This window comes from Streptococcus sp. 2018037 (assembly GCF_019754195.1).
Lineage (GTDB): Bacteria > Bacillota > Bacilli > Lactobacillales > Streptococcaceae > Streptococcus > Streptococcus hashimotonensis.
The window spans coordinates 16,267-37,046 of record NZ_JAIJZQ010000013.1 but is presented as its reverse complement, the minus strand read 5'-3'; the positions used below and the strand labels follow the sequence as shown (position 1 = coordinate 37,046).

The window sequence follows — 20,780 nt, the reverse complement described above, 5'->3', positions numbered from 1 at the left end:
TTTCCTATCTCTAAATTAGCGTACGCTCTATTTCTTCTTCAATTAATCGACGTTTTTCACTAGCATCAATATTCAGAACAAACCCTATCCCGATGGAAATAATCAAAAGACTCGACCCCCCCTGTGACAAGAAGGGGAAAGTTACCCCCGTTGCAGGAATAATTCCCGAAATTCCTCCGATATTGACAAATGTTTGAATCAGAAGCATACCTGCCATTCCAAGTGCCATCATCGCATTAAATGGACTACGAGCACGGACGCCTACAATAATAATTCGAATAATCAAAAAGAACAATAAGGCTAGAATTAAACTAGCTCCGACAAAACCGAGTTCTTCAATGACAATCGAAAACGCAAAGTCGGTGTGGGCCTCTGGTAGATACCCCTTTTTCTCAATCGAATTTCCCAAGCCACGTCCAAGCCATCCACCGTTACTCATCGCATAGTAAGAATGAGTCAATTGAAGACCTGAGTTGGTGGCATTACCAAATGGATCAAAATAGGCCGCAAAACGACGAGCAATATAACCAAAGAGCGGAATTTTTTCCACCGTTTCTACACCCAAAATACGAATCGTTCCTAGAATAACTGTTGAGGCGGCCACAATTCCCAAAACCGCTGTTGAAAACCAGCGATAGGCAATCCCACTCACACTGATCATCACGACCATAATCAGCACAATAATCGTCGCATTCCCCAAGTCTGGCAGTGTCGCAACTAGACCAAGGAGGAGCAGACTGACCACCCGCCAATCTGTAAACTCTTTCGGAATCCAACTTCCTTTAATCAACGATACATAGTCATAAGTCCGAATATCCGCCTGTTGTTTTGCAAACTCATGTGCCAGATACCAAATGATAATTAATTTCAAATATTCCGCCGGCTGCAAGGTTCCTGCAATCGGCAGAGGAATCCAGCCATGAGCCCCGTTAATCGGAGGAAACAACCGAGAAATAGCTAACAGAAATACTTCTACCAAAATAACCGAATAGATAACGGCTTTCTTGCGTAAAAAACTTAATTTCATACGATAAATCGTATAAATTGCTACCAAGCTGACTATCCAGAATCCTGCCTGGTTAATCACTGTTCTAAATGGATTTCCACCATTAATAATTTGCGTAGCACTGGTTGTCGAATAGACCATGACCAACCCAATCACCGATAAGATGAGATAGGGAATCAGTATGGAGTAATTCAACAACTGGCGTTTGTCAATCTTCATTGCTTATCCAACCTTCTTCGAGTATAGCTCTTATTATAGCATACTTTGTATAAAAATACTTATCACTTTCTAAGTTGCTCTTCAAACATTCGGAACTAACTTTTGTCAGTCATAACCACCCGTGAAAACGGGTGGCTTGTACACCGGCTATAAGCCGTTTCTCTCCAGCGACGTCTAAAGACGTTCGCTGAACTTCGTTCAGGTTAGTGCTATAATTACTTGACTAATGCCCGTAACAACGGGCTTTTATCTCGTTCTATTGTTTTGAAACTTTTCATCCATGTACGGCTCAATGTCTTTTTTATTTCCCCAGGAAGCGTTTTGTCAAGTGCCTTTTTATATTTATGGACGATTTTTTGAAAATTGAGCAACAAAAAACAGCAAACCTTTGTGATTTACTGTCTCTCAAATTATTATATTAACTTATAAGCCATAATTATTTTCTCTATTAGCAACTCTAAGCGTTATTAGCTCATAAGTTTTATAACCTCCTTTAATAAACGGATCTTCATCTGCAATTGACTTTGCTTCGTTTATATCGCACCCCTTTAAAATTACAATACCTCCTTCGTAATCTGTAAATGGACCACATAATACTAATTTTCCTAAGTTATCCAAGTTTTTTATGTGTTCAATATGCTTTTTGACTACTTCAATACTGAGAGGTTTTATATTTTTCATAAGATATATATAATTCATTTCGACCATCCCTCCTAATAAAAAACTTTTCGACTAATACTCTCAAGGCATATAATACCTCATCGTTTTAATAACTTCGCTTTTTTACAACTTCTAATTTGTTTTATTCGCTGTTTGTAATATTATACCATATTTTCAATTAGTTTTATAGCTCTAATTCTTGTTTCTTTGCCTGTGTTATTTCTCTGTTTTCTTGTTGCAAATTCTCTATACAGCTTCTTACACTTTCAGCTTGTTCAACCTCTTTTCGCATACCTAAGATTTGGGAATATAGGGTATCTTTTTCTTTCTTCAATGCTATTACTTCTGATTTCCACTTGGATATAGCTAAGGTCTTGCGTTCTCCTAAATGCTCTTTCAGATATTTATTAGCACTCTCAAACAAAATAAGCTCTGCGGTATGTTCGTTGTAAAAATCTTCCTGTTTGCTTTTCTTTAGCTTGCTATAGGATTTATAGGTATCTTTATGTTTCAAATATTTCTCTGCTTGGTCAATAAGTTTGGTGTTATCATCAATTCTCTTTTCAGTATCTTTCAAGGCTCTTGTAGTTTTGTAATTCTTGTCTCGTAAATCGGTAATGCTCTCTTTTAGTTGATTGATACTTGTAATATTTTTCTCTTTGAGTAGCTGATAACTTTCAATATATTTCTCTAAGTCTGCATTGTGATTTTCTGTGTTGTCACGGATAAGATTTTCAAAGATGGATAGTAGATTTTCTTTAGGTGAGAGGGTGGACTTTGTGTTTTCTTTTTCGGTTTTTTCTTATTTATATTAGTATTACTACTGTGTAGATTCTTCACTTCTTGAAGTGTAGTTTCTACATTTCTGGAGTGTAAATTCTTCACTTCTGAAGTGTAATTTTTACACTCGGAGCGAAACACACTCATAAAGTCTTTCACATAAATGATGTTTGGCTTTCCAAGTCCCTGTCTTTTTCTCTCAATCAGTCCGATTCCTTTTGTGTTGGCATCAAGCTCATTTAGAATCTTTACCGCTGTTTTATTGGATTTGTTTAGCATCTTCATGATTTCTTCGACCGTAAACACGATGCAAACTCTACCTTGCTCGTCAATCCAATCATTTTTGAATGACAGACTTGGACGCTCTAATAAACAGGCATAGAGTATTTTGGCATCGGAAGATAAATTTTTATATAAATCTTCGGTTACCAAAACCTTGGGTAACATATAAAAGCTAAATCTCTCCGTATCCCGATTATAGAAATAATCAAAGTCCATCTTTCACCTCCCACCCTTCTTTAAAATTTGCACGAAAAAAGACGATAGTTTTCTCGCTATCGCCTTTGGTAACCATTTTTATAAAATTTTTTAGATTGATTTTATCGCTTCATTGATTCCTTGTATAAAAGCTATGATTGCTGCTCCAATCATCGGTATTCCGTAAGGACTTAGCAGAAATCCAAGGATAAGTGCTTCTATTGCTGCTTTTGTATCGTGTAGCATAAAGAACGAGCCTATGGCAGCAAATACACACATCAGCATAAGCAAATATAGGATTGCAGTTCCTACACTAAGCAAGAATGTCAGAAAGGCAGTCAAAATGCTTAACAGCAAACTGATTGGGAACAAGATTATTTTTATTATCCATCTCATAAAACTCTCACCTTCCTTGTATCGGAAAGGCTGATGTAATGGCTTGAAATATTTTTACATACCATAAATGCCTCCTTTTAGACCTGATTGTTTGATTTTTACAATTTTAAAAATAAGGATACAGTGCTGAAAGCCCCGAATTATCAAGCTTTTTTCTCTGTATCCCTATTATATCTCAAGCCCATTTGGTATGTGATAAACTGTAACTGGTTTTAGCCATTTCTTTTTCCTCCTTTATCTAACCTGAACAATGAGATTATATCAAGAAAAAGAAATGGAAGCTCAAAGCCTTGTCAGCCACCAGCATAGCTGGTGGTTTTCTTGTTTTTCTCTACGAGAAAAACTGACTCGAAGTCATAACAAGAAAAAGGCCGAAGCCTTTCATATCTATTCAAATGTTTCAAGATAAAATTCAATTTCATCCCCATTCGCAACTGTAAGGTCTTTCGCCCCTTTATCAGCCATTTGGCCATTAACTTTATACATCCAGTATGTATTGGTACTCGCATCTTGGCTAACACCATCAATTTCTGTTATCAAACCATTGTCTTCTACAATGTCATGATGTTCTTTAAGTACATCCATGACACTATCACCTTCTTCCGCAGTGACTTCCTGACGATTCGCTTTGTCCTTGGTTGTAATCTGCAAAGTGACTTCGATAGCCGAGTTGCTCTGTTTCTCAGTAGTGTTTGTACAAGCAGCCAAGAAGAGCGAGAAGACAACCGTCAACATAAGACTAATTTTTTTCATTTATAAAATCTCCTAAAAATATAATCAATAATTGGATAAAACAAAACTGTTGAAGCAGCGTGTAAACTATCAAAGACTAGACCATTAAGCCAGAAGACGATAGGGGAAATCCCAAACTGTGTCGCAGATAAAAAACTTATCGTTAGCCCATACAAAAAGACAAGAATCCCCGCCAGAAGACTCTGTAGCCACAAGGGAATGCTCTCTTTTTTGATAGAAGGACCAATTGCCAACCACCATATAAATTGGATGAAAGCAAAACTAAGAACTTGCCACAAAACAACTGTTCCAAATCCAAAAAGCAAGCCACTCCCTACCATCGCTAGTATCATCAATGTCCAGCTCTCCAGCAAACTGAAATAGGACAGAACAATGAGGAAAATAGCCGTAAGAGGCTTTATATTGGGAAATGGACCAAAAACCACCCTTAAAACAATCGTCAAAGAGGACAGAACAACTAGCTGACTAACACGTCTTACTTTTTCACTTTTGTCATGCATACCAATTTAGCCTACCTTATTCCCTTTATTATGTCAAGTTCAGATAATCTTTTACTATTTCTTGAATCGTATTTTTTTGATTTTTTCATGATTTTACGGTAGAATTGAGGAGATGAGAAAGAAACTAAATCCGATGATTGTTGTTGGTTTTTTCCTATCCTTCTTTGCTCTTATTTTCATCACTGGGGTGACTGGAAATACTGTAAATAAGACGGAGGTAGCTAACGAACCCGCAGTCACACAATCAGACACCAGTACAAGTTCTAAAACTTCTAGCTCAAGTTATTACATTGCAAATGCGCTCGAAATGAAACCTATCGTCGACGTTTCTGCTTGGCAGAGACCGTCTGAAATCGACTACGATACCCTTAGCAAAAACATTTCTGGCGCAATCGTTCGTATTCAAAGTGGATCACACACTAAAAACGAAAATACAGCGACTGATAAAAACGGGTTAGATAAATCCTTTGATACCCATATTAAAGAATTCCAAGCAAGAAATATCCCTGTTGCTGTCTATGCCTATGTCACGGGAAATAGTATTGAGAGCATGCAGGAGGAAGCTCGAAGTTTTTATAAGGCCGCCAATAAATATAAGCCAACCTTCTATTGGTTAGACGTTGAAGAATATACCATGGATGATATGAATGCTGGAGTGGAGGCTTTTCGAAAAGAGTTAGAAACACTCGGTGCTAAAAACATTGGAATTTACGTTGGAACCTATTTCATGGAAGACCACAGCATCAATGTGGATAAATTCGATGCAGTCTGGATTCCTACATATGGTGATGATTCTGGCTACTACAATGCCGCTCCAAATACTGATTTGGATTACGATCTTCACCAATACACATCACGTGGGTATGTCAACGGATTTGAACACCATTTGGATTTAAACCTCATTACTACACTCAAAGATCCTAACGAAGTTTATCAGAAACTATTTACAACACCCGAATAAAATGATACAATTTCACTAATTACATATACACAAAGGAGTGCTTCGGCTGAGATCGCAACTGCGAAATCCTCGAACCTGATCTAGTTAAAACTAGCGTAGGAATTGTGTGCTTTATAGAATGATACTATATTCTGCTATAAACACTCCTTTGTCTGCAATCTACAAAGGAGTATTTTTATGTCCACATCAAAATTGTCCATCCTAGCCGAAGTCGCTATCTTTTCTGCAATTGCCCTCGTCTTTGACAAAATCCCGCTCTTTACAATGCCCCAAGGTGGATCCGTGTCTTTAGTCATGCTTCCAATCCTACTGCTTGCTCTACGCCACGGACTAGGGGTGGGGGTTCTTACTGGTGGTATTGTCGGAACCATTCAACTTTTCTACGGTGGCTACTTCCTAAACGTTTTTCAAGTTTTTCTTGACTACGCACTTTCTTACGCCGGAATTGGTTTAGCAGGTTTAGTGGCCCCCACCCTATCCAAACAAAAAGATCTAAAAAATGCTACTCTCATCATTACTCTGGCTAGTTTTCTAGGAGGAAGCATCCGATTGATAGCCACCTTCTTATCAGGAATTATTTTCTACGCAGACTACGCTCCAGATGGTATGCCTGTCTGGTTCTATTCCTTTACCTACAATATCAGCTATATTCTTCCTTCCACTGCAATTGCCTCTATTCTGCTCATTTTACTCTATAGAGCAAGACCAGGTTTTTACAATCTTTAACCAAAACTGCCTGCTGGATTTTATCTAACAGGCAGTCTTTTTAATTATTTTTACTTGCTTTATGCTATAATAGGAGCGTTATAATACATTTTGGAGGAAATTATGGCTTCTTGGATTTCAAGAATTATTAAAGGTATGATTATCGCACTCGGCTTTATCTTACCTGGTGTCTCTGGGGGAGTACTCGCTGCTATCCTCGGAATTTATGAGCGACTAATTGGATTTTTAGCAAATATTCGAAAAGATTTCAAGGAAAACTTTCTTTATTTTGTTCCTGTAGGAATCGGTGGAATTTTGGGAATCGCACTCTTCTCTTTCCCTGTTGAATATTTATTGCAACATTTCCAAGTCCCAGTTTTGTGGGCCTTTGCGGGAGCAATCGTGGGAACTATTCCTAGCCTGCTTAAAGAATCAACTCAAAAGAGCAAACGAGATAGCATTGATTTGGCTTGGTTGATTGGGACATTCGTCGTTTCTGGTTTCCTACTTTACAATTTAAGTGATCTTGTAGGGACGCTTCCAGCTACTTTTGCTAGTTTTGTCTTGGCAGGTGCCTTGATTGCTTTAGGGGTACTTGTTCCTGGACTCAGCCCTTCAAACTTGCTATTGATTTTGGGTATCTACACGCCAATGCTAAATGGTTTCAAATCACTTGATCTATTCGGTACCTTCCTACCAATCGCAATCGGTGGCGTTCTTGCAATGGTTGCATTTTCAAAAGCAATGGACCACGCTCTGAAAGTATACCATTCACGTGTTTATCACTTTATTATTGGTATCGTCTCATCTTCTACTCTGCTAATTTTGATTCCACAAGCAAGTAATAAAGAATCAATTTCCTATGTTGGAGCGAACTTTGTTACATGGATTGCTGCTATTGTCCTATTTATACTAGGTGCATGGTTAGGGCTTTGGATGAGTAAACTTGAGGAAAAATATAAATAATGGCAAAAAAGGTTAAAATAAAGAAAACCTTGGTGGACCAAATATTAGACAAGGCTAAGATCGATCATGATAGCCTTGTTTTAAATGCCTTCGAAGGTCAACTTCCACCAGGAATTGAAGAACACGAAATTTACAAAACACTAGCATTAACTGGAGATAAAACTGGACCAATTATCGGCATTGTCCCAATCACAGAACACCTGTCTGAGAAAAAATTAGCCAAGATCTCTGGCAATAAAAAAGTGAGCATGATTCCGCAAAAGGACTTGGAAAAGACAACTGGCTACGTCCACGGTGCCAACAATCCCGTGGGCATTCGTCAGAAGAATAATTTCCCAATCTACATTGATCAATCTGCCCTTGAACTCGGTCACTTGATTGTCTCTGCTGGTGAAATTGGTCGGTCGATTAAAATTGATAGCCAGGTTTTAGCTGATTTTGTAAAAGCTGACTTTGCCGATTTGATCGAGGGGAGGGACTAGACTTGAAAATCTACTTTGTACGTCACGGTAAGACCGAATGGAATTTGGAGGGGCGCTTTCAAGGCTATTCTGGAGATTCGGCTCTCTTGCCCGAATCTTATCAGGATTTAGAAAAACTAGGCAAATACCTTGCTGAAATCCCCTTTGATGCTATTTATTCTAGTGATTTGCAGCGTGCACATAGCACTGCCGTAGAAATTGCCAAAGCCAATCACCATTGCCAAACCGTTCTAACCACGCCACAACTACGTGAATGGAATTTTGGAACGCTAGAAGGAAGCAAGATGGCAATTTTTCGTGCCATCTACCCCAAACAAGCCTGGGCACTCAAACATAATCTAGCACGATTTAAACACGATGTCTTTGATGCCGAATCTGTCCATCAGGTCACACAGAGAATGGTCGATTTTATCCAGTCTCTTCAAGAAGAAAACTTGGAAACAGTCCTCATCGTCAGTCATGGTGCCTTTCTAACCGCTTCTATCCATCGCCTGCTTGGTTTTCCACCAGCCCAACTGCGTCACCGAGGTGGTTTGGATAATGCATCGGTTACTATTTTAGAAACAAGCGATTTCGAAAACTTTACAGAATTAGCTTGGAATGATACCAGCTATAAAGCAAAACAGTAGAATTTTCTGCTGTTTTTTCCTATCCTATTAGCAATTTATACTGATTTTTTCTCTCTTCTATGATAAAATAGAAATAACAGACTTTGGAGGAATGAAATTTTTATGTCAACTGAACATTTTGAAGAATTAAATGACCAACAGATTGTCCGTCGTGAGAAAATGACGGCTCTTGCTGAACAGGGCATTGACCCATTTGGAAAACGTTTTGAGCGTTCTGCAAATTCAGCTGAATTGAAGGCCCAGTACGAAGACAAATCAAAAGAAGACTTGGAAGAATTAGGGCAAACAGCTATCATTGCAGGTCGTATTATGACCAAGCGTGGTAAAGGTAAGGCAGGTTTTGCTCACATTCAAGACCGCGAAGGCCAGATTCAGATCTACGTTCGTAAGGATGATGTTGGCGAAGAAAATTATGAAATCTTCAAAAAAGCAGACCTTGGTGACTTTATCGGTGTCGAGGGAGATGTCTTCAAGACAAACGTTGGTGAGTTGTCTATCCATGCTCGCAAATTGACTCACTTATCTAAAGCGCTCCGCCCATTGCCAGAAAAATTCCACGGTTTGACAGACATCGAGACCCGCTACCGCAAACGTTATTTGGACTTGATTACTAACCGCGAGAGCTTTGACCGCTTTGTGACCCGCTCAAAAATTATCTCAGAAATCCGCCGTTACCTTGACGGACTTGGTTTCTTGGAAGTGGAAACACCTGTCCTTCACAACGAAGCTGGTGGTGCTGCGGCTCGTCCATTCATTACCCACCACAATGCCCAAAACATTGACATGGTCCTTCGTATCGCGACAGAACTCCACCTCAAACGCCTGATTGTCGGCGGTATGGAACGCGTTTATGAAATCGGTCGTATCTTCCGCAACGAAGGTATGGATGCGACCCACAACCCTGAGTTCACTTCCATTGAGGTTTACCAAGCTTATGCAGACTATCAAGACATCATGGACTTGACCGAAGGTATTATCCAGCACACTGCCAAGGCTGTTGTCGGTGATGGTCCTGTGACTTATCAGGGCACTGAAATTGCTATCCATGAGCCATTCAAGCGTATCCATATGGTTGACGCTATTAAGGAACAAACTGGCGTGGACTTCTGGCAAGAGATGAGCTTCGAGGAAGCAAAAGCCCTTGCAGCTGAGCATAAAGTCCCTGTGGAAAAACACCATACAGAAGTTGGTCAAATCATCAACAGCTTCTTTGAAGAATACGTTGAAGCAACTCTTATCCAACCAACCTTTGTCTATGGGCACCCAGTAGCCGTATCTCCACTGGCTAAGAAAAACGATGAAGACCCACGCTTCACAGACCGCTTCGAGCTCTTCATCATGACCAAGGAATATGGAAACGCCTTTACAGAATTGAACGACCCAATCGACCAATTGGAACGCTTCGAAGCCCAAGCCAAGGCTAAAGAACTCGGTGACGACGAAGCGACAGGCGTTGACTACGACTACATCGAAGCCCTCGAATACGGTATGCCACCAACAGGCGGCCTCGGAATCGGTATCGACCGCCTCTGCATGCTCCTGACAGACACCACTACTATTCGGGATGTGCTATTGTTCCCTACAATGAAATAGGTAACAGGCTGACAAGGTCTGCTAGACCTTGTCACTCCCGATAATGAAATAAAAATTACAAACTGTTTAACACCGTTACTTAAAACACTCTTGGAAATTCCAAGAGTGTTTTTGCATGCAAAAAATCCCAACCACTTGGTCAGGATTTTCAGGAGATTATGAAAAATATTTAGGATTGACTATAGTATAGCTCATCTTATCAACTATCTCATCAGTCTTGGGACTGATTCTCTTCTTTTTTTGCAAAATAATCTCGGACAATTGGCGCGACTTCCTTTCCGTAGAGTTCGATGGCACGGAGGACATCTTCATGTGGCATAGATCCGATTGGGAGATGGAGGAAGAAACGGTCCAAGTCAAGTGTTCCAATAGTCTTGATAATTTTTTCAGCAACTCGTTTTGGATCTCCGACGATGGTTGCCCCTTCGTCTGTCAGGAAGTAGAGATATTGCGCCTTGGTCATCTCGCCCCAATATGGGCGGTCTTTGGCAATATTGTCCGTAATTACTTTAGTTGGATGATAGTATTCTTCCACAGCCTTGTCATGGTCGTCTGCAATCCAACCCCAAGAATGGGCTGCAACTTTCGTTTTCTTTGGATCATGACCTGAGTTGCGGGCAACCTTGCGATAAGCATCGACTAAAAGTTTAAAGCGATGGGCACCTGCACCAATGACAGCATAAACGATTGGCAAGCCTTTCTTAGCAATCTTGATGGTGGATTCTACATTGCCCCCAGTTGCCACCCAAATCGGAAAGTCTTCCTGAACAGGACGTGGATAGACTGGCTTATTATCGACTGACTGGGTAAAATGTCCATCCCACTTGAGATTGGTTTCCTTGTCGATTTCCAGAAGCATATCTAGCTTTTCATCGAAGAGTTCTTCATAGTCACGGAGATCATAGCCAAACAAGGGGAATGACTCCGTAAAGGAACCACGACCCGCCATGATTTCCGCTCTGCCATTTGACAAAGCATCAATGGTGGTGTACTGCTGGTAAAGTCTCACCGGGTCCATGGAGGAAAGGATAGAAACTGCTGATGTTAACTTGATATGCTTGGTATTAACGGCACCAGCTGCCAACACAATCTCAGGTGCAGAAACCGCAAAATCTTCTCGGTGATGCTCCCCAATCCCATATACATCAAGCCCCACCGCATCAGCTAGTTCGATTTCTTTGACTAGCTGACGGATCCGCTCGTCGTGGCTGTAAGTTCCCCCTGTTTTTTCTAGTGGGGTTGTTTCACCAAATGTTGAAATACCTAATTCTACCATGATGTGTTCTCCTTTGAAATCACTATTTCTTAATTGATGCGTTCATTTTATCTCCAACTAGTGATAAAATAAATTAATTTGCTCAAAAAATAAAACGACTAGGAAAACCTAATCGTTTCAACAGATTATTCATAGCGCAAAGCTTCAATTGGATCAAGCTTAGATGCTTTGTTTGCAGGTAGTACACCAAACACAATACCAACTACTGCTGAGAAAGCCAGACTACCTAACACAACAGGAATTGAAATTTCAGCAGCTATTCTTTCGCCCAACGCCTTGCTCACATTGAGCAAGAACACTATTGTCTGAGCGATTGCGAGACCAATTGCTCCACCAAGAGTTGTCAAGACCATCGCTTCTATCAAGAATTGAACCAAGATATTTCCTCTAGTTGCTCCAAGCGCTTTTCGAAGACCGATTTCACGAGTCCGCTCAGTTACTGATACCAGCATGATATTCATGACACCGATACCACCAACTAGCAAGGAGATACCTGCAACAGCACCGATAAACAAGGTAACGCCAGACATTTGAGATTTAAACTCCTCCAACATGGCTGACATATCATAAATCTCGTATCTCGCTTCTTTCAATCCAGTCGCTTTAGTCAAGTAATCTGCAGCAGCCTGACCAACTTCTGTTGCCCGTGTAACATCTTCAACATGGACAAAGATTTGAGAATTTTCTTTCATGCCTGTTTCAGCAGCCAGCTGCGTATTAGTCATGACGGCATTTCCACCTGAATTCATTCCATAAATAGCTGTCCCTGCTTTCGGATCTTTGTAAACCCCTATTACTAGATAGGCATTGCTATTAACACTAATCGTCTGATTGAGAGAGTTCTCTATAGAACCAAACAACTTCTCTGCTAGTGCCGTATCTAACATAATCATACGTGAAAAACGACTATAGTCGTTAGCTGTAAACTGACGACCAGCTAAAATCTCATACTCTTTCACAGCAAAGAAATTCTGGCTAACACCAGTAATAGTGACATTCTCTGCTTTTTTATTGCCCGATCTGACTTCAGCTATGTTGCTAATACTGGAGTAATAGTTTGATACGCCATCAATCTCTAGCAGTCCTTTTAAAGTAGAATCCGTCAAATCCGGCTCTTCCTCTAAAATTGGTTCTTCCGTCGACGCTGTGCCAAACGGACCGAAAGCTGTGCTTGAACTGGAGAAGGCAGTAAAGTAAACCTGAACATTATTTTGATCACCAGCTAGAGACTTTTCTATGCTTTTGGCCACCCCTGTTCCCATGGCAACAATAATGACAACTGCAGCCACACCAATGATGATACCTAACATAGTAAGGAGCGATCTCATTTTATGAGCCATAATAGATTTGAGGGCGAATTTCCAATTTTCCATCTAAACTCCCTCCCTTCGACTATCTTCGGTAATTACTCCATCACGTAGAACGATTTTTCGTTTTGCGTAGGCAGCAATCTCAGGCTCGTGCGTAACCATGATAATGGTCTTTCCTTCATTATTCAACTCCGTCAGAAGTTGCATAATCTGCTCACCTGTCTTGGTATCTAGGGCACCTGTAGGCTCATCTGCTAAAATAATAGCTGGGGTATTGACTAGTGCACGTGCAATAGCTACCCGTTGTTTTTGACCACCAGACAATTCTGATGGTAAATGCGTCATCCGCTCTGCCAATTCAACTTTTTCAAGATATTGTTTAGCTAGTTCCTTACGTTTGCTTGATGGAACTCCAGCATAAATCAAGGGTAATTCTACATTTTGAAGGGCGTTAAGTTTCGATAAGAGGAAAAATTGTTGAAAAACGAAACCGATTTGGTCATTCCGAACCTGAGCTAATTTTTTCTCAGAAAGTTGACTGACTTCTTCACCTTCCAACCAATAGTTTCCTGAACTGGAACGATCTAAAAGCCCAATAATGTTCATCAAGGTTGATTTCCCTGAACCAGAGGGCCCCATAATGGCAAGAAATTCTCCCTCTTCCACCTCTAAATCAATATTCTTTAAAACTTGGAGTTCTTGATCACCATTTTTGTAGGATTTATTGATACTTGTTAGTCTAATAAGCTGGTTCTTCATTGGCTTCAACCTCTTTGCCATCTTCGAGATTCGGAGTTGGAATGGTAATAACCTTATCTCCTGCTGCTATACCAGCGGTCACTTCCTGATTCAAAGCATCTGCGTTCCCCAGAGTGACTTCTACTTTCTTAGCTTTCCCATCAACCAAGGTCCACACATAGTTTTTATCTTCTTCTGGCACAACTGCGGACACCGGAATTAAAATGTTTTTACTTGTATTGACAACCTCAATATTTACAGAAAATCCTTGCTTCAACTCACCTAATTCACTAGTTAAAGCTGCCTTAAATGGATATTTAGCACCTGAACCACTGGTTCCTGTTGTAGCAGCACCAGCTTGATCACTAGATGGATAGTTTGAAATATAGGTAATTTTCCCTGTCCAAGTCTTATCGGGATATACCTTGCTAGTCAGCTTGACCTCTTGATCCACTGCAATGTTAGCCAAATCGTATTCTGTCAAACTACCTGTTACTTGCAAACTACCTTGGTTTACAATATGTACAACTGTTTGGCTCGATGTAGAATTCTTAGAAACAGCCTTATTCACCTCAACAACTGTACCAGCAACGGTACTAGTTACTGTCGCTTCTGTTAAGGCTGTATAGGCTTTATCAACCGCAGCTTGAGCATCTGCGTATGAATCATTCAAGTCTGCCAACTGCATATCTACTGAACGTTGTGCAGTAGCAGTTGCTGCAGCATCTGTTTCTGCATCACCAGTTGTTTGAATAGTCTGACCGTTAGTTCTTAAGTCTGCAATTTGGCGACCAATCTTATCACGACCACGAACAGCAGTATCCAAAGCAGACTGTAATTCTGTAGCATCATAGCGAATCAAAGGGGTACCTACTTCGACCTTAGCACCTGGAGCAACCAAAACCTCACTCAAATCTCCCTTAGAAGGATCATAGTAAACATACTGCTCGTCTGCTGCTGTAATCGTTCCTGTAAGTAGCGTTGAGGAAGCAATTGAGCCTTCTTTAGCAACAGTATAGGTCATACTCATGGCTACATCTTCCGAAGATGATGGCGATGTTAGCATATTGCTAAAAATTAAAGCCCCACCTACTAAGGCAACTGCGACCACTCCAAGACCACCAAACAAAGCAATTTTTGCTTTCTTTGTCTTTAACATAACAAACTCCTTTTCTTTACAAAACATACCTATTTGTGTTGTCTATATAATACACAAATACAAGAACAAATGCAAGTTTTTTCCTAACTATTTTATAAAAAGTTAGGCAATTTTCCCACTTACATTTTTGTAAGGTAACGTAGCAGATTTTTGATTGACATACAAAAAAGCGTTACAATGAATATAATTATTGACCTTTATTGGAGGAAATTTATGAAAGTGTTTGATATTATCGCTATCGGAGGCGGGAGCGGAGGCATCGCTACCATGAACCGAGCCGCTATGTACGGTGCCAAGACAGCAGTTATTGAGGGAAGCTATCTAGGAGGGACCTGTGTTAACCTTGGCTGTGTACCCAAAAAAATTATGTGGTACGGTTCTCAGGTAGCAGAAGCCATCCAGCATTATGGACCTGAATATGGATTTACTAGCCAAGAAGTAACCTTTGATTTTGCTACCTTGCGTAAAAATCGCGAAGCCTATATTGAGCGTTCACGCGCATCCTACGGTAATACTTTTAACAATAACGGAGTAGAAGTTATCCAGGGTTTCGCACGTTTTGTGGACAATCAAACGGTTGAAGTCAATGGTGAGCTGATTCGTGCAAAACACATTGTCATCGCAACTGGCGCCAAACCGGCAGTCCCTGCTATTCCTGGTAGTGAGCTAGGGATTGTATCTGACGATGTCTTTGCATGGGAAGAATTACCTTCTTCTGTGGCTGTGATTGGTGCTGGTTATATCGCTGTGGAAATGGCTGGTCTCCTACATGGACTCGGTGTCCAAACTGACCTCTTTGTTCGTGGCAATCGCCCTCTTCGTAGCTTTGATACTTACATTGTTGATGCCTTGATGGAAGAAATGCAACGTACCAACCTTCCACTCCATACCGGGAAAACTCCTGTCAGTCTTGTAAAAACTGATGATGGACGAATCCAGATTAACTTTGCTGACGGTAGTAGCCATATTGCTCAGAAGGTCCTTTGGGCAATTGGACGTAAACCAAATATTGACAAACTCAACCTAGAAGCAACTAGTGTTCAACTTACTTCTTCAGGACATATTTCTGTCAATGAATACCAAGAAACAGTTGTACCAGGCATCTATGCCCTCGGTGATGTGACTGGTGAAAAGGAATTAACACCCGTTGCAATCAAGGCAGGTCGTCTTTTGGCAGAACGTTTATTTAACAATAAACCAACCGCAAAAATGGATTACACAACCATCCCAACTGTCGTCTTTGCTCACCCCGCTATCGGGACCGTTGGTCTAACTGAGGACGAAGCAATTGCCCAATACGGTCAGGACAATGTAAAAGTCTATACTTCAGCCTTTACTTCTATGTACACTGCCCTAGAAAACAACCGCCAAATGGCCAAGTTTAAATTAGTAACTGTGGGAGAAAATGAAAAAGTCGTTGGACTGCACGGCATTGGCTATGGTGTCGATGAAATGATTCAAGGATTCTCAGTTGCTATCAAAATGGGAGCTACAAAAGAAGAATTTGATGCCGTTGTCGCCATCCATCCGACAGGTTCTGAAGAATTTGTTACTATGCGTTAACTCAATTGAAAAAGGTCCAGACATGAAGGTCAGCACTGTCTGGACTTTTTCTTATGGTAATATAGCAATTGCTCGCACTGGTGAACCCGAAGCCTTCTCCCAATGAGGAAAAGCGATTGAAATCAATGCACCTGTTGGTGGTACCTGATTCAAGTTTGCCAATACTTCCAACTGATAAATATCTTTTGATAGGAGATAGTATTCTTCTGGTAAATTTCCTCCGTGTTTGGCTGTAGATACTCCTGAATCGGTATCCAATGTTTCATGGCCAACTGCTTTCACCTGACGTTCTTCAATCAAATATTCTAGAGCTTCATGACTCCATCCTGGTGTACGTTGAACTCCATCTTCGTCTAGATTACGAATGGTATCTTGACTAGGTCAGCGCTTTGACCAATCCGAACGAAAGGCAACAATAGATTCTGGCGCTATTGGACCATATTCAGCCTCAAAGTCTAAAATATCCTGCTTAGTTATCTCATAGTCATTATTTTCTATAACAGCAGCTGATTTATCAATAGCGTAGAGTGGCAGGAGTAAATCTTTCAAATCAATCTCATCAAGATAACGAGCTCCTTCTACAAAATAAATCGGAGGATCAACATGGGTTCCATACTGCCCCACAACAGTAAATTGTTCGACAAAGAAGCCATCCTTATGAGTAAAATAGGGCTTTCTTTTCGAGAGCTGGTAGCACAGGGAAATGCGGGCTCTTTTCATTGATTTGGTGAGTCAAGTCTACCCAAGTTTTAGATTTAAGAGTACGGTAAATATCAAGTAATTCTGTCATAGAAATCCTCACTTTCTTTTTTTATTATTCTAGCATAGGTGTAGGTTGTTTTACATATAATTTGTTGTTTCTTTACTATATAAGCTTCTTATTAGTTGTTATAAAAATCACCTATAGAGTTGTTACAGCCGATGAAAGAGCATTGACTTTCTTATCCAATCTCACTATAATTTTTGTTAACCATAAAATTTAAAGAGGATAACAAATGAAAACAACTTCTATCAAATCACTTGTTTATATCGCTATTGGAACAGCCTTAATTTCCACCCTTTCACAAATCAGTCTGTCTATTGGACCTGTACCATTTACATTACAAACCCTGGCTATCGGCTTAGTAGCTTGTCTATACAAACCCAAGGAGGCAATTACAAGTGTCAGCTTATATCTAGTTCTTGGCGCTATCGGTTTACCTGTTTTTGCTGGTTTTTCTGGTGGCTTTGCTGCACTCACAGGACCGACATCTGGCTTTCTATGGGGGTTTCTACTCTACACTATCATCACTTCTACCCTCACTAAATCAGACTCCTCACCAGTTACAATTTTTCTAGCCTGCCTACTTGGAACAAGTATCTGTTTCCTTCTCGGCTGTTTTGTATTTAAGCTAGTTTCAGGTGCCAGTTGGACTGACACTATCGGATGGACTGTTTTGCCTTTCATTCTTCCTGATTTAGCTAAAATTACACTAGTCATGATTTGTCATCGTTTATTGCAACCTGTTATCAAAAAAGAAGCCTATTTTGCTTAGGCTTCTTTCATTTATTTATTAGTAAACGCATCGAGTAGAACTTGAAATTCCTCATTGCTAAGAGTGATCCCTTTCCCCATCTTGGTATGGTCAGGACTCCAGGTACGGATGTCATACTTGGCTGGTGCCCCATTAAAAGATACTCGATTAAGCTCCTTGGTCCATCCTTTATCATTTTCAGATAAGACCAATAATTTTTCTTCAATTTCAAATGTAAATTCTGCCATTTGTTACCTCCTCGCTTATCTATTCGAAAAAGCTTGTCATTTTTATAAAAATTAGATAATATAATTATATCAAGTTTGAAAGGATTATGCCATGAAGAGGTTTTTAGAAGTTATTTTCGAGCAGATCACCGTCTTTTTAGAACATGGCAAAGCTCCTAAGTCTATTGAGCCAGATAGCAAGGAAGAAATCAAGAATAACTTGGAGCTGGCTTTGTATAAAAAAGCTGCAGTCCATGTCATCTATGGCGATCGTAGTTTCACAGGTGACATTGTGAAATATGATACCAATCGCCAACGGATTATCATGAAAAATTTCAAACGTCAGGTTACCAGCATTATAAAAATCGAGGACATCAAAAAAGTTACCTTGGTTCCAGATAGCATCAAGACTTCTCAACAACAAACAAAAGGCTGAAATTTCAGCCTTTTTATGTTTATGCACGAATAGTTAGGGATTGTCCATCTTCTTGGTAGAGGTTGATGAGGCCTGATTTGCAGGCACGAATCATGTCGCCAGGATAAATTTCACGGTCCAGCTTAATAGTTAAGAGTTCCATAGGCTTGTTGGCCCGGTCAATCTTTTCTCCATTTGAATCACGAAGGTCTTGGATAGTCGTTTCAAAATGACGGAAACCAGGTCCGTAGAACTCCACTTGGTCGCCTTCGTTGATAACATTGCGTTGGCGAATGGTGGCGGTCATGTTTTCCTTGTCAAAGGCTACTACTTCCGCGATGAATTTGTATTCTGGAATTTTACGGCGGGCACCGAAGAGCTGCTCATTTTCACTCGGTGGGCTGTAGTAGAAACCTGTTGCCAATTCGCGTTGGGCAACCTTCCACATTTCATCAATCAGGTCTTGTTTGATTGCCTCAAACTTCTCTGGGCTTTCAAGATAAGCATCTACCGCTGCCTTGTAGCAGTTGGTTACGGTTGATACATAGTGGACGGATTTCATCCGGCCTTCGATTTTCAGGCTATCGACTCCGTTTTCAATCATATCTGGAATATGGTCGATCATACACATATCCACCGCAGACATGGAGAACTCCTCTGGTATTTCCCCCTTAATCGAACGGCGTTCTTCGCCAAAAGGTAGGTCATAGAGGTTGTACTTCCAGCGGCAAGACTGAGAGCAACCACCGCGGTTGGCGTCGCGTTTGCTCATGTGGTTGGAGAGGACGCAGCGACCTGAGTAGGAGATACACATGGCACCGTGAACAAAGGCTTCGATTTCAACGTCTGTCCGTTTGCGGATTTCAGCCACTTCTTCCATGGTCACTTCGCGGGCCAAGACAACACGGGTCAAGCCCAATTCCTTCCAAAACTCAAAGGTTTCGTAGTTGGTAGATGATGCCTGAGTTGACAGGTGGATTTCAAGGCCTGGTGCTTCAGTCGCACAGATGACGATAAGAGCTGGGTCGGAAACGATAACCGCATCCAAGCCCATGTCTCGCAATTCGCGGAACCAGGCTCCTGCTCCCTCTTCATTTCCCTCGTGGGTAACCATGTTGGCAGCTACATAGACCTTGGCACCGCGGGCATGGGCATATTCGATCCCTTCCCGCATCTCGTCCATGGTAAAGTTCCCTGCTCGGCTACGCAGACCGTAGGCCTGGCCACCGACAAAGACAGCATCAGCACCATAATCAATGGCTACCTTCAATTTCTCCAAAGTCCCAGCAGGTGACAAGACCTCGGGACGCTTTAATGTTTTTGACATAATAAACTTCTTTCTATTTACGACGGTTTCCACGTGAAAACGATACTTTTTCATGTGGAAACCTAGTACAGAGTTTAGAAAATCGCCCAAAGGCGTTTTCGTGCTCTGACCTTACATAGTAAGTGACAGAGCTAACTCTGCCAGGTTAAAGTAAATAAATTGTGCTATAAATATTGTTATTTAACCTTATTGCGGTCAAATTCGTAGAAGCCTGTATCCAAGCCACGTTCAGCTGGATGGAGCTTGCGCACCTGTTCATCCAAAAGGAAGGCCTGATCATAAGTGAATTCGCCTTTTTCAATCAAATCTCTTGCTTGAACAAAAAGCTTAACAATTTCAACAAAGTTCTGACCAGGGCAATAGATACCATCAAGCTTCCAATTATGATAACCATGTTCATCTAATTCTGATAGCTTGGTCATCATATCAATGTCATTGTTGATAAAGATATGGGTACCGTGCTTGTCCTCAAAGATAGAATAGTGGCTATCTGGGTCGCTCGGCTCAGCTAAGAAAAGTCCGCGTCCACGTGACAAGTCTGTTTCATCCGCCTTTGTAAAATTGTAGTAATTCTGTAACAAGGTTCGTTTAGAATGGTGAATAACAGAGGCGCCGTAGACCAAGATTTCCGCTGGCATTTCCAAGTTCTTAGCAATATCAAAGAGTTCTTCTGATGGAATCTCTCTTGCTAAAACAGACTCTACTGCTCCATGATCTTTCCAAAAGTTAATCTGACGGCTGGAAGTCACAAAGACAGATGTATCATAGATTAGCTTGAAATTGTAGCCATCACGTTTATTGATATAGAAAATTCCAGTATCTCCGACAACCAGATAATCAACCTTGATTTCCCTCATTAGCTCCATAAACGGTTTGATATTGTCCATCATATCTTGGTGCATGAGGGCATTGGCAGCGACCGTCAATTCCTTCCCAGCGCTATGAACTAGCTCTGCTATTTCCCTGAGTTCATCATAGGTAAAATTTGTTGGGATGCGAAGAGCATGGTCGGCTTCACCTACATAAATGCGGTCAACGCCTGCTGTAAGCAGTTCCTTGACCTGTTCAATACTTTCAGCTGTTGCTGTAATGATAATTTTTCCCATAAGGATAATTATATCAAA

The 20,780-nt window shown here is 40.8% G+C and carries 22 protein-coding genes, 2 pseudogenes and 1 riboswitch; of the genes and pseudogenes, 9 read left to right on the top strand and 15 right to left on the bottom strand.

From position 1 onward, the window contains the following. Nucleotides 1-10 precede the first annotated feature (10 nt). The 7 genes and pseudogenes from ftsW to K5Q29_RS06250 all read right to left on the bottom strand — a co-directional run bounded on the left by ftsW (nt 11) and on the right by K5Q29_RS06250 (nt 4,791). Nucleotides 11-1,225, bottom strand: a complete 1,215-nt coding sequence (gene ftsW / locus K5Q29_RS06280; RefSeq protein ID WP_011922075.1) for a cell division peptidoglycan polymerase FtsW — start codon at nt 1,223-1,225, stop codon at nt 11-13. A gap of 423 nt (nt 1,226-1,648) precedes the next feature. Then, on the bottom strand, nt 1,649-1,924 hold the full coding sequence (locus K5Q29_RS06275) for a YciI family protein (protein WP_105138962.1): 276 nt from the start codon (nt 1,922-1,924) through the stop codon (nt 1,649-1,651). A 145-nt stretch (nt 1,925-2,069) separates the two neighbouring features. Next, nucleotides 2,070-2,687, bottom strand: a pseudogene (locus K5Q29_RS10720) (conjugal transfer protein TraA); the annotation flags it as partial. Then, complete coding sequence (locus K5Q29_RS06265; RefSeq protein ID WP_398578109.1) at nt 2,576-3,112, bottom strand: replication initiator protein A; 537 nt, start codon at nt 3,110-3,112, stop codon at nt 2,576-2,578. The pseudogene K5Q29_RS10720 and the gene K5Q29_RS06265, both read right to left, overlap by 112 nt. Before the next feature lie 141 nt (nt 3,113-3,253). Further along, nucleotides 3,254-3,538 (bottom strand): CD1845 family protein, encoded by a 285-nt coding sequence (locus tag K5Q29_RS06260; protein ID WP_105138952.1) that lies wholly within the window; start codon nt 3,536-3,538, stop codon nt 3,254-3,256. Between the two features lie 387 nt (nt 3,539-3,925). Continuing rightward, nucleotides 3,926-4,291 (bottom strand): DUF4430 domain-containing protein, encoded by a 366-nt coding sequence (locus K5Q29_RS06255; RefSeq protein WP_105138951.1) that lies wholly within the window; start codon nt 4,289-4,291, stop codon nt 3,926-3,928. Then, nucleotides 4,288-4,791: a hypothetical protein gene (locus K5Q29_RS06250; protein WP_024406699.1), complete on the bottom strand. Its 504-nt coding sequence runs from the start codon at nt 4,789-4,791 to the stop codon at nt 4,288-4,290. Before K5Q29_RS06250 ends, K5Q29_RS06255 begins: the two co-directional genes overlap by 4 nt. A gap of 112 nt (nt 4,792-4,903) precedes the next feature. Here K5Q29_RS06250 and K5Q29_RS06245 point away from each other — a divergent pair, with 112 nt between their 5' ends. The 6 genes from K5Q29_RS06245 to lysS all read left to right on the top strand — a co-directional run bounded on the left by K5Q29_RS06245 (nt 4,904) and on the right by lysS (nt 10,127). Next, on the top strand, nt 4,904-5,752 hold the full coding sequence (locus tag K5Q29_RS06245) for a glycoside hydrolase family 25 protein (RefSeq protein ID WP_105138950.1): 849 nt from the start codon (nt 4,904-4,906) through the stop codon (nt 5,750-5,752). Between the two features lie 23 nt (nt 5,753-5,775). Further along, nucleotides 5,776-5,871: riboswitch (TPP riboswitch) on the top strand. A gap of 58 nt (nt 5,872-5,929) precedes the next feature. Beyond that, nucleotides 5,930-6,478 (top strand): energy-coupled thiamine transporter ThiT, encoded by a 549-nt coding sequence (gene thiT / locus K5Q29_RS06240; protein ID WP_105120808.1) that lies wholly within the window; start codon nt 5,930-5,932, stop codon nt 6,476-6,478. Between the two features lie 102 nt (nt 6,479-6,580). Next, nucleotides 6,581-7,423, top strand: coding sequence for a DUF368 domain-containing protein (locus K5Q29_RS06235; RefSeq protein ID WP_105138949.1), 843 nt, complete (start codon nt 6,581-6,583; stop codon nt 7,421-7,423). After that, nucleotides 7,423-7,905, top strand: coding sequence for an aminoacyl-tRNA deacylase (locus K5Q29_RS06230; protein WP_105138948.1), 483 nt, complete (start codon nt 7,423-7,425; stop codon nt 7,903-7,905). Before K5Q29_RS06235 ends, K5Q29_RS06230 begins: the two co-directional genes overlap by 1 nt. A gap of 2 nt (nt 7,906-7,907) precedes the next feature. Next, complete coding sequence (locus K5Q29_RS06225; protein WP_029752197.1) at nt 7,908-8,534, top strand: histidine phosphatase family protein; 627 nt, start codon at nt 7,908-7,910, stop codon at nt 8,532-8,534. Nucleotides 8,535-8,636: 102 nt separating this feature from the next. Beyond that, the gene (gene lysS / locus K5Q29_RS06220) at nt 8,637-10,127 is read left to right on the top strand and encodes a lysine--tRNA ligase (RefSeq protein ID WP_024380363.1); all 1,491 of its coding nucleotides are present in this window, start codon (nt 8,637-8,639) and stop codon (nt 10,125-10,127) included. Nucleotides 10,128-10,338: 211 nt separating this feature from the next. On the opposite strand, the gene K5Q29_RS06215 is transcribed toward lysS, so the two are convergent. The 4 genes from K5Q29_RS06215 to K5Q29_RS06200 all read right to left on the bottom strand — a co-directional run bounded on the left by K5Q29_RS06215 (nt 10,339) and on the right by K5Q29_RS06200 (nt 14,610). Continuing rightward, nucleotides 10,339-11,403 (bottom strand): LLM class flavin-dependent oxidoreductase, encoded by a 1,065-nt coding sequence (locus tag K5Q29_RS06215; protein WP_221877060.1) that lies wholly within the window; start codon nt 11,401-11,403, stop codon nt 10,339-10,341. A 125-nt stretch (nt 11,404-11,528) separates the two neighbouring features. Next, the gene (locus K5Q29_RS06210; protein ID WP_105138946.1) at nt 11,529-12,776 is read right to left on the bottom strand and encodes an ABC transporter permease; all 1,248 of its coding nucleotides are present in this window, start codon (nt 12,774-12,776) and stop codon (nt 11,529-11,531) included. Next, entirely contained in the window at nt 12,777-13,472 is a 696-nt protein-coding gene (locus K5Q29_RS06205; RefSeq protein ID WP_044679028.1) for an ABC transporter ATP-binding protein, read from the bottom strand. After that, nucleotides 13,453-14,610, bottom strand: a complete 1,158-nt coding sequence (locus K5Q29_RS06200; protein ID WP_221877058.1) for an efflux RND transporter periplasmic adaptor subunit — start codon at nt 14,608-14,610, stop codon at nt 13,453-13,455. Before K5Q29_RS06200 ends, K5Q29_RS06205 begins: the two co-directional genes overlap by 20 nt. A gap of 213 nt (nt 14,611-14,823) precedes the next feature. Between K5Q29_RS06200 and gorA the strand changes: the two genes are divergently transcribed. Then, the gene (gene gorA / locus K5Q29_RS06195; RefSeq protein WP_221877056.1) at nt 14,824-16,173 is read left to right on the top strand and encodes a glutathione-disulfide reductase; all 1,350 of its coding nucleotides are present in this window, start codon (nt 14,824-14,826) and stop codon (nt 16,171-16,173) included. A gap of 51 nt (nt 16,174-16,224) precedes the next feature. Here gorA and K5Q29_RS06190 read toward each other — a convergent pair. Continuing rightward, nucleotides 16,225-16,963: pseudogene (locus K5Q29_RS06190) on the bottom strand (cyclase family protein). Nucleotides 16,964-17,168: 205 nt separating this feature from the next. Between K5Q29_RS06190 and K5Q29_RS06185 the strand changes: the two are divergent. Beyond that, complete coding sequence (locus K5Q29_RS06185; RefSeq protein WP_221877055.1) at nt 17,169-17,708, top strand: biotin transporter BioY; 540 nt, start codon at nt 17,169-17,171, stop codon at nt 17,706-17,708. An 11-nt stretch (nt 17,709-17,719) separates the two neighbouring features. On the opposite strand, the gene K5Q29_RS06180 is transcribed toward K5Q29_RS06185, so the two are convergent. After that, nucleotides 17,720-17,935 carry a YdbC family protein gene (locus tag K5Q29_RS06180; RefSeq protein WP_105116063.1) on the bottom strand — a complete coding sequence of 72 codons (216 nt, stop codon included), beginning with the start codon at nt 17,933-17,935 and terminating at the stop codon, nt 17,720-17,722. A 91-nt stretch (nt 17,936-18,026) separates the two neighbouring features. Between K5Q29_RS06180 and K5Q29_RS06175 the strand changes: the two genes are divergently transcribed. Then, nucleotides 18,027-18,350 (top strand): hypothetical protein, encoded by a 324-nt coding sequence (locus K5Q29_RS06175; RefSeq protein WP_024384625.1) that lies wholly within the window; start codon nt 18,027-18,029, stop codon nt 18,348-18,350. Between the two features lie 19 nt (nt 18,351-18,369). Here K5Q29_RS06175 and K5Q29_RS06170 read toward each other — a convergent pair whose 3' ends face one another. Then, nucleotides 18,370-19,656 carry a U32 family peptidase gene (locus K5Q29_RS06170; RefSeq protein WP_044761901.1) on the bottom strand — a complete coding sequence of 429 codons (1,287 nt, stop codon included), beginning with the start codon at nt 19,654-19,656 and terminating at the stop codon, nt 18,370-18,372. A gap of 176 nt (nt 19,657-19,832) precedes the next feature. Next, a complete protein-coding gene (locus tag K5Q29_RS06165; protein ID WP_221877053.1) occupies nt 19,833-20,762 on the bottom strand; it encodes a peptidase U32 family protein in 930 nt (309 codons plus the stop codon). Nucleotides 20,763-20,780 lie beyond the last annotated feature (18 nt).

What these genes read in the sequence shown, in the direction of transcription:
- ftsW (WP_011922075.1), bottom strand. Translation starts at nt 1,225, where the DNA reads ATGAAGATTGACAAACGCCAGTTGTTGAATTACTCCATACTGATTCCC.
- K5Q29_RS06275 (WP_105138962.1), bottom strand. Translation starts at nt 1,924, where the DNA reads ATGAATTATATATATCTTATGAAAAATATAAAACCTCTCAGTATTGAA.
- K5Q29_RS06265 (WP_398578109.1), bottom strand. Translation starts at nt 3,112, where the DNA reads ATGTTACCCAAGGTTTTGGTAACCGAAGATTTATATAAAAATTTATCT.
- K5Q29_RS06260 (WP_105138952.1), bottom strand. Translation starts at nt 3,538, where the DNA reads ATGAGATGGATAATAAAAATAATCTTGTTCCCAATCAGTTTGCTGTTA.
- K5Q29_RS06255 (WP_105138951.1), bottom strand. Translation starts at nt 4,291, where the DNA reads ATGAAAAAAATTAGTCTTATGTTGACGGTTGTCTTCTCGCTCTTCTTG.
- K5Q29_RS06250 (WP_024406699.1), bottom strand. Translation starts at nt 4,791, where the DNA reads ATGCATGACAAAAGTGAAAAAGTAAGACGTGTTAGTCAGCTAGTTGTT.
- K5Q29_RS06245 (WP_105138950.1), top strand. Translation starts at nt 4,904, where the DNA reads ATGAGAAAGAAACTAAATCCGATGATTGTTGTTGGTTTTTTCCTATCC.
- thiT (WP_105120808.1), top strand. Translation starts at nt 5,930, where the DNA reads ATGTCCACATCAAAATTGTCCATCCTAGCCGAAGTCGCTATCTTTTCT.
- K5Q29_RS06235 (WP_105138949.1), top strand. Translation starts at nt 6,581, where the DNA reads ATGGCTTCTTGGATTTCAAGAATTATTAAAGGTATGATTATCGCACTC.
- K5Q29_RS06230 (WP_105138948.1), top strand. Translation starts at nt 7,423, where the DNA reads ATGGCAAAAAAGGTTAAAATAAAGAAAACCTTGGTGGACCAAATATTA.
- lysS (WP_024380363.1), top strand. Translation starts at nt 8,637, where the DNA reads ATGTCAACTGAACATTTTGAAGAATTAAATGACCAACAGATTGTCCGT.
- K5Q29_RS06215 (WP_221877060.1), bottom strand. Translation starts at nt 11,403, where the DNA reads ATGGTAGAATTAGGTATTTCAACATTTGGTGAAACAACCCCACTAGAA.
- K5Q29_RS06210 (WP_105138946.1), bottom strand. Translation starts at nt 12,776, where the DNA reads ATGGAAAATTGGAAATTCGCCCTCAAATCTATTATGGCTCATAAAATG.
- K5Q29_RS06205 (WP_044679028.1), bottom strand. Translation starts at nt 13,472, where the DNA reads ATGAAGAACCAGCTTATTAGACTAACAAGTATCAATAAATCCTACAAA.
- K5Q29_RS06200 (WP_221877058.1), bottom strand. Translation starts at nt 14,610, where the DNA reads ATGTTAAAGACAAAGAAAGCAAAAATTGCTTTGTTTGGTGGTCTTGGA.
- gorA (WP_221877056.1), top strand. Translation starts at nt 14,824, where the DNA reads ATGAAAGTGTTTGATATTATCGCTATCGGAGGCGGGAGCGGAGGCATC.
- K5Q29_RS06185 (WP_221877055.1), top strand. Translation starts at nt 17,169, where the DNA reads ATGAAAACAACTTCTATCAAATCACTTGTTTATATCGCTATTGGAACA.
- K5Q29_RS06180 (WP_105116063.1), bottom strand. Translation starts at nt 17,935, where the DNA reads ATGGCAGAATTTACATTTGAAATTGAAGAAAAATTATTGGTCTTATCT.
- K5Q29_RS06175 (WP_024384625.1), top strand. Translation starts at nt 18,027, where the DNA reads ATGAAGAGGTTTTTAGAAGTTATTTTCGAGCAGATCACCGTCTTTTTA.
- K5Q29_RS06170 (WP_044761901.1), bottom strand. Translation starts at nt 19,656, where the DNA reads ATGTCAAAAACATTAAAGCGTCCCGAGGTCTTGTCACCTGCTGGGACT.
- K5Q29_RS06165 (WP_221877053.1), bottom strand. Translation starts at nt 20,762, where the DNA reads ATGGGAAAAATTATCATTACAGCAACAGCTGAAAGTATTGAACAGGTC.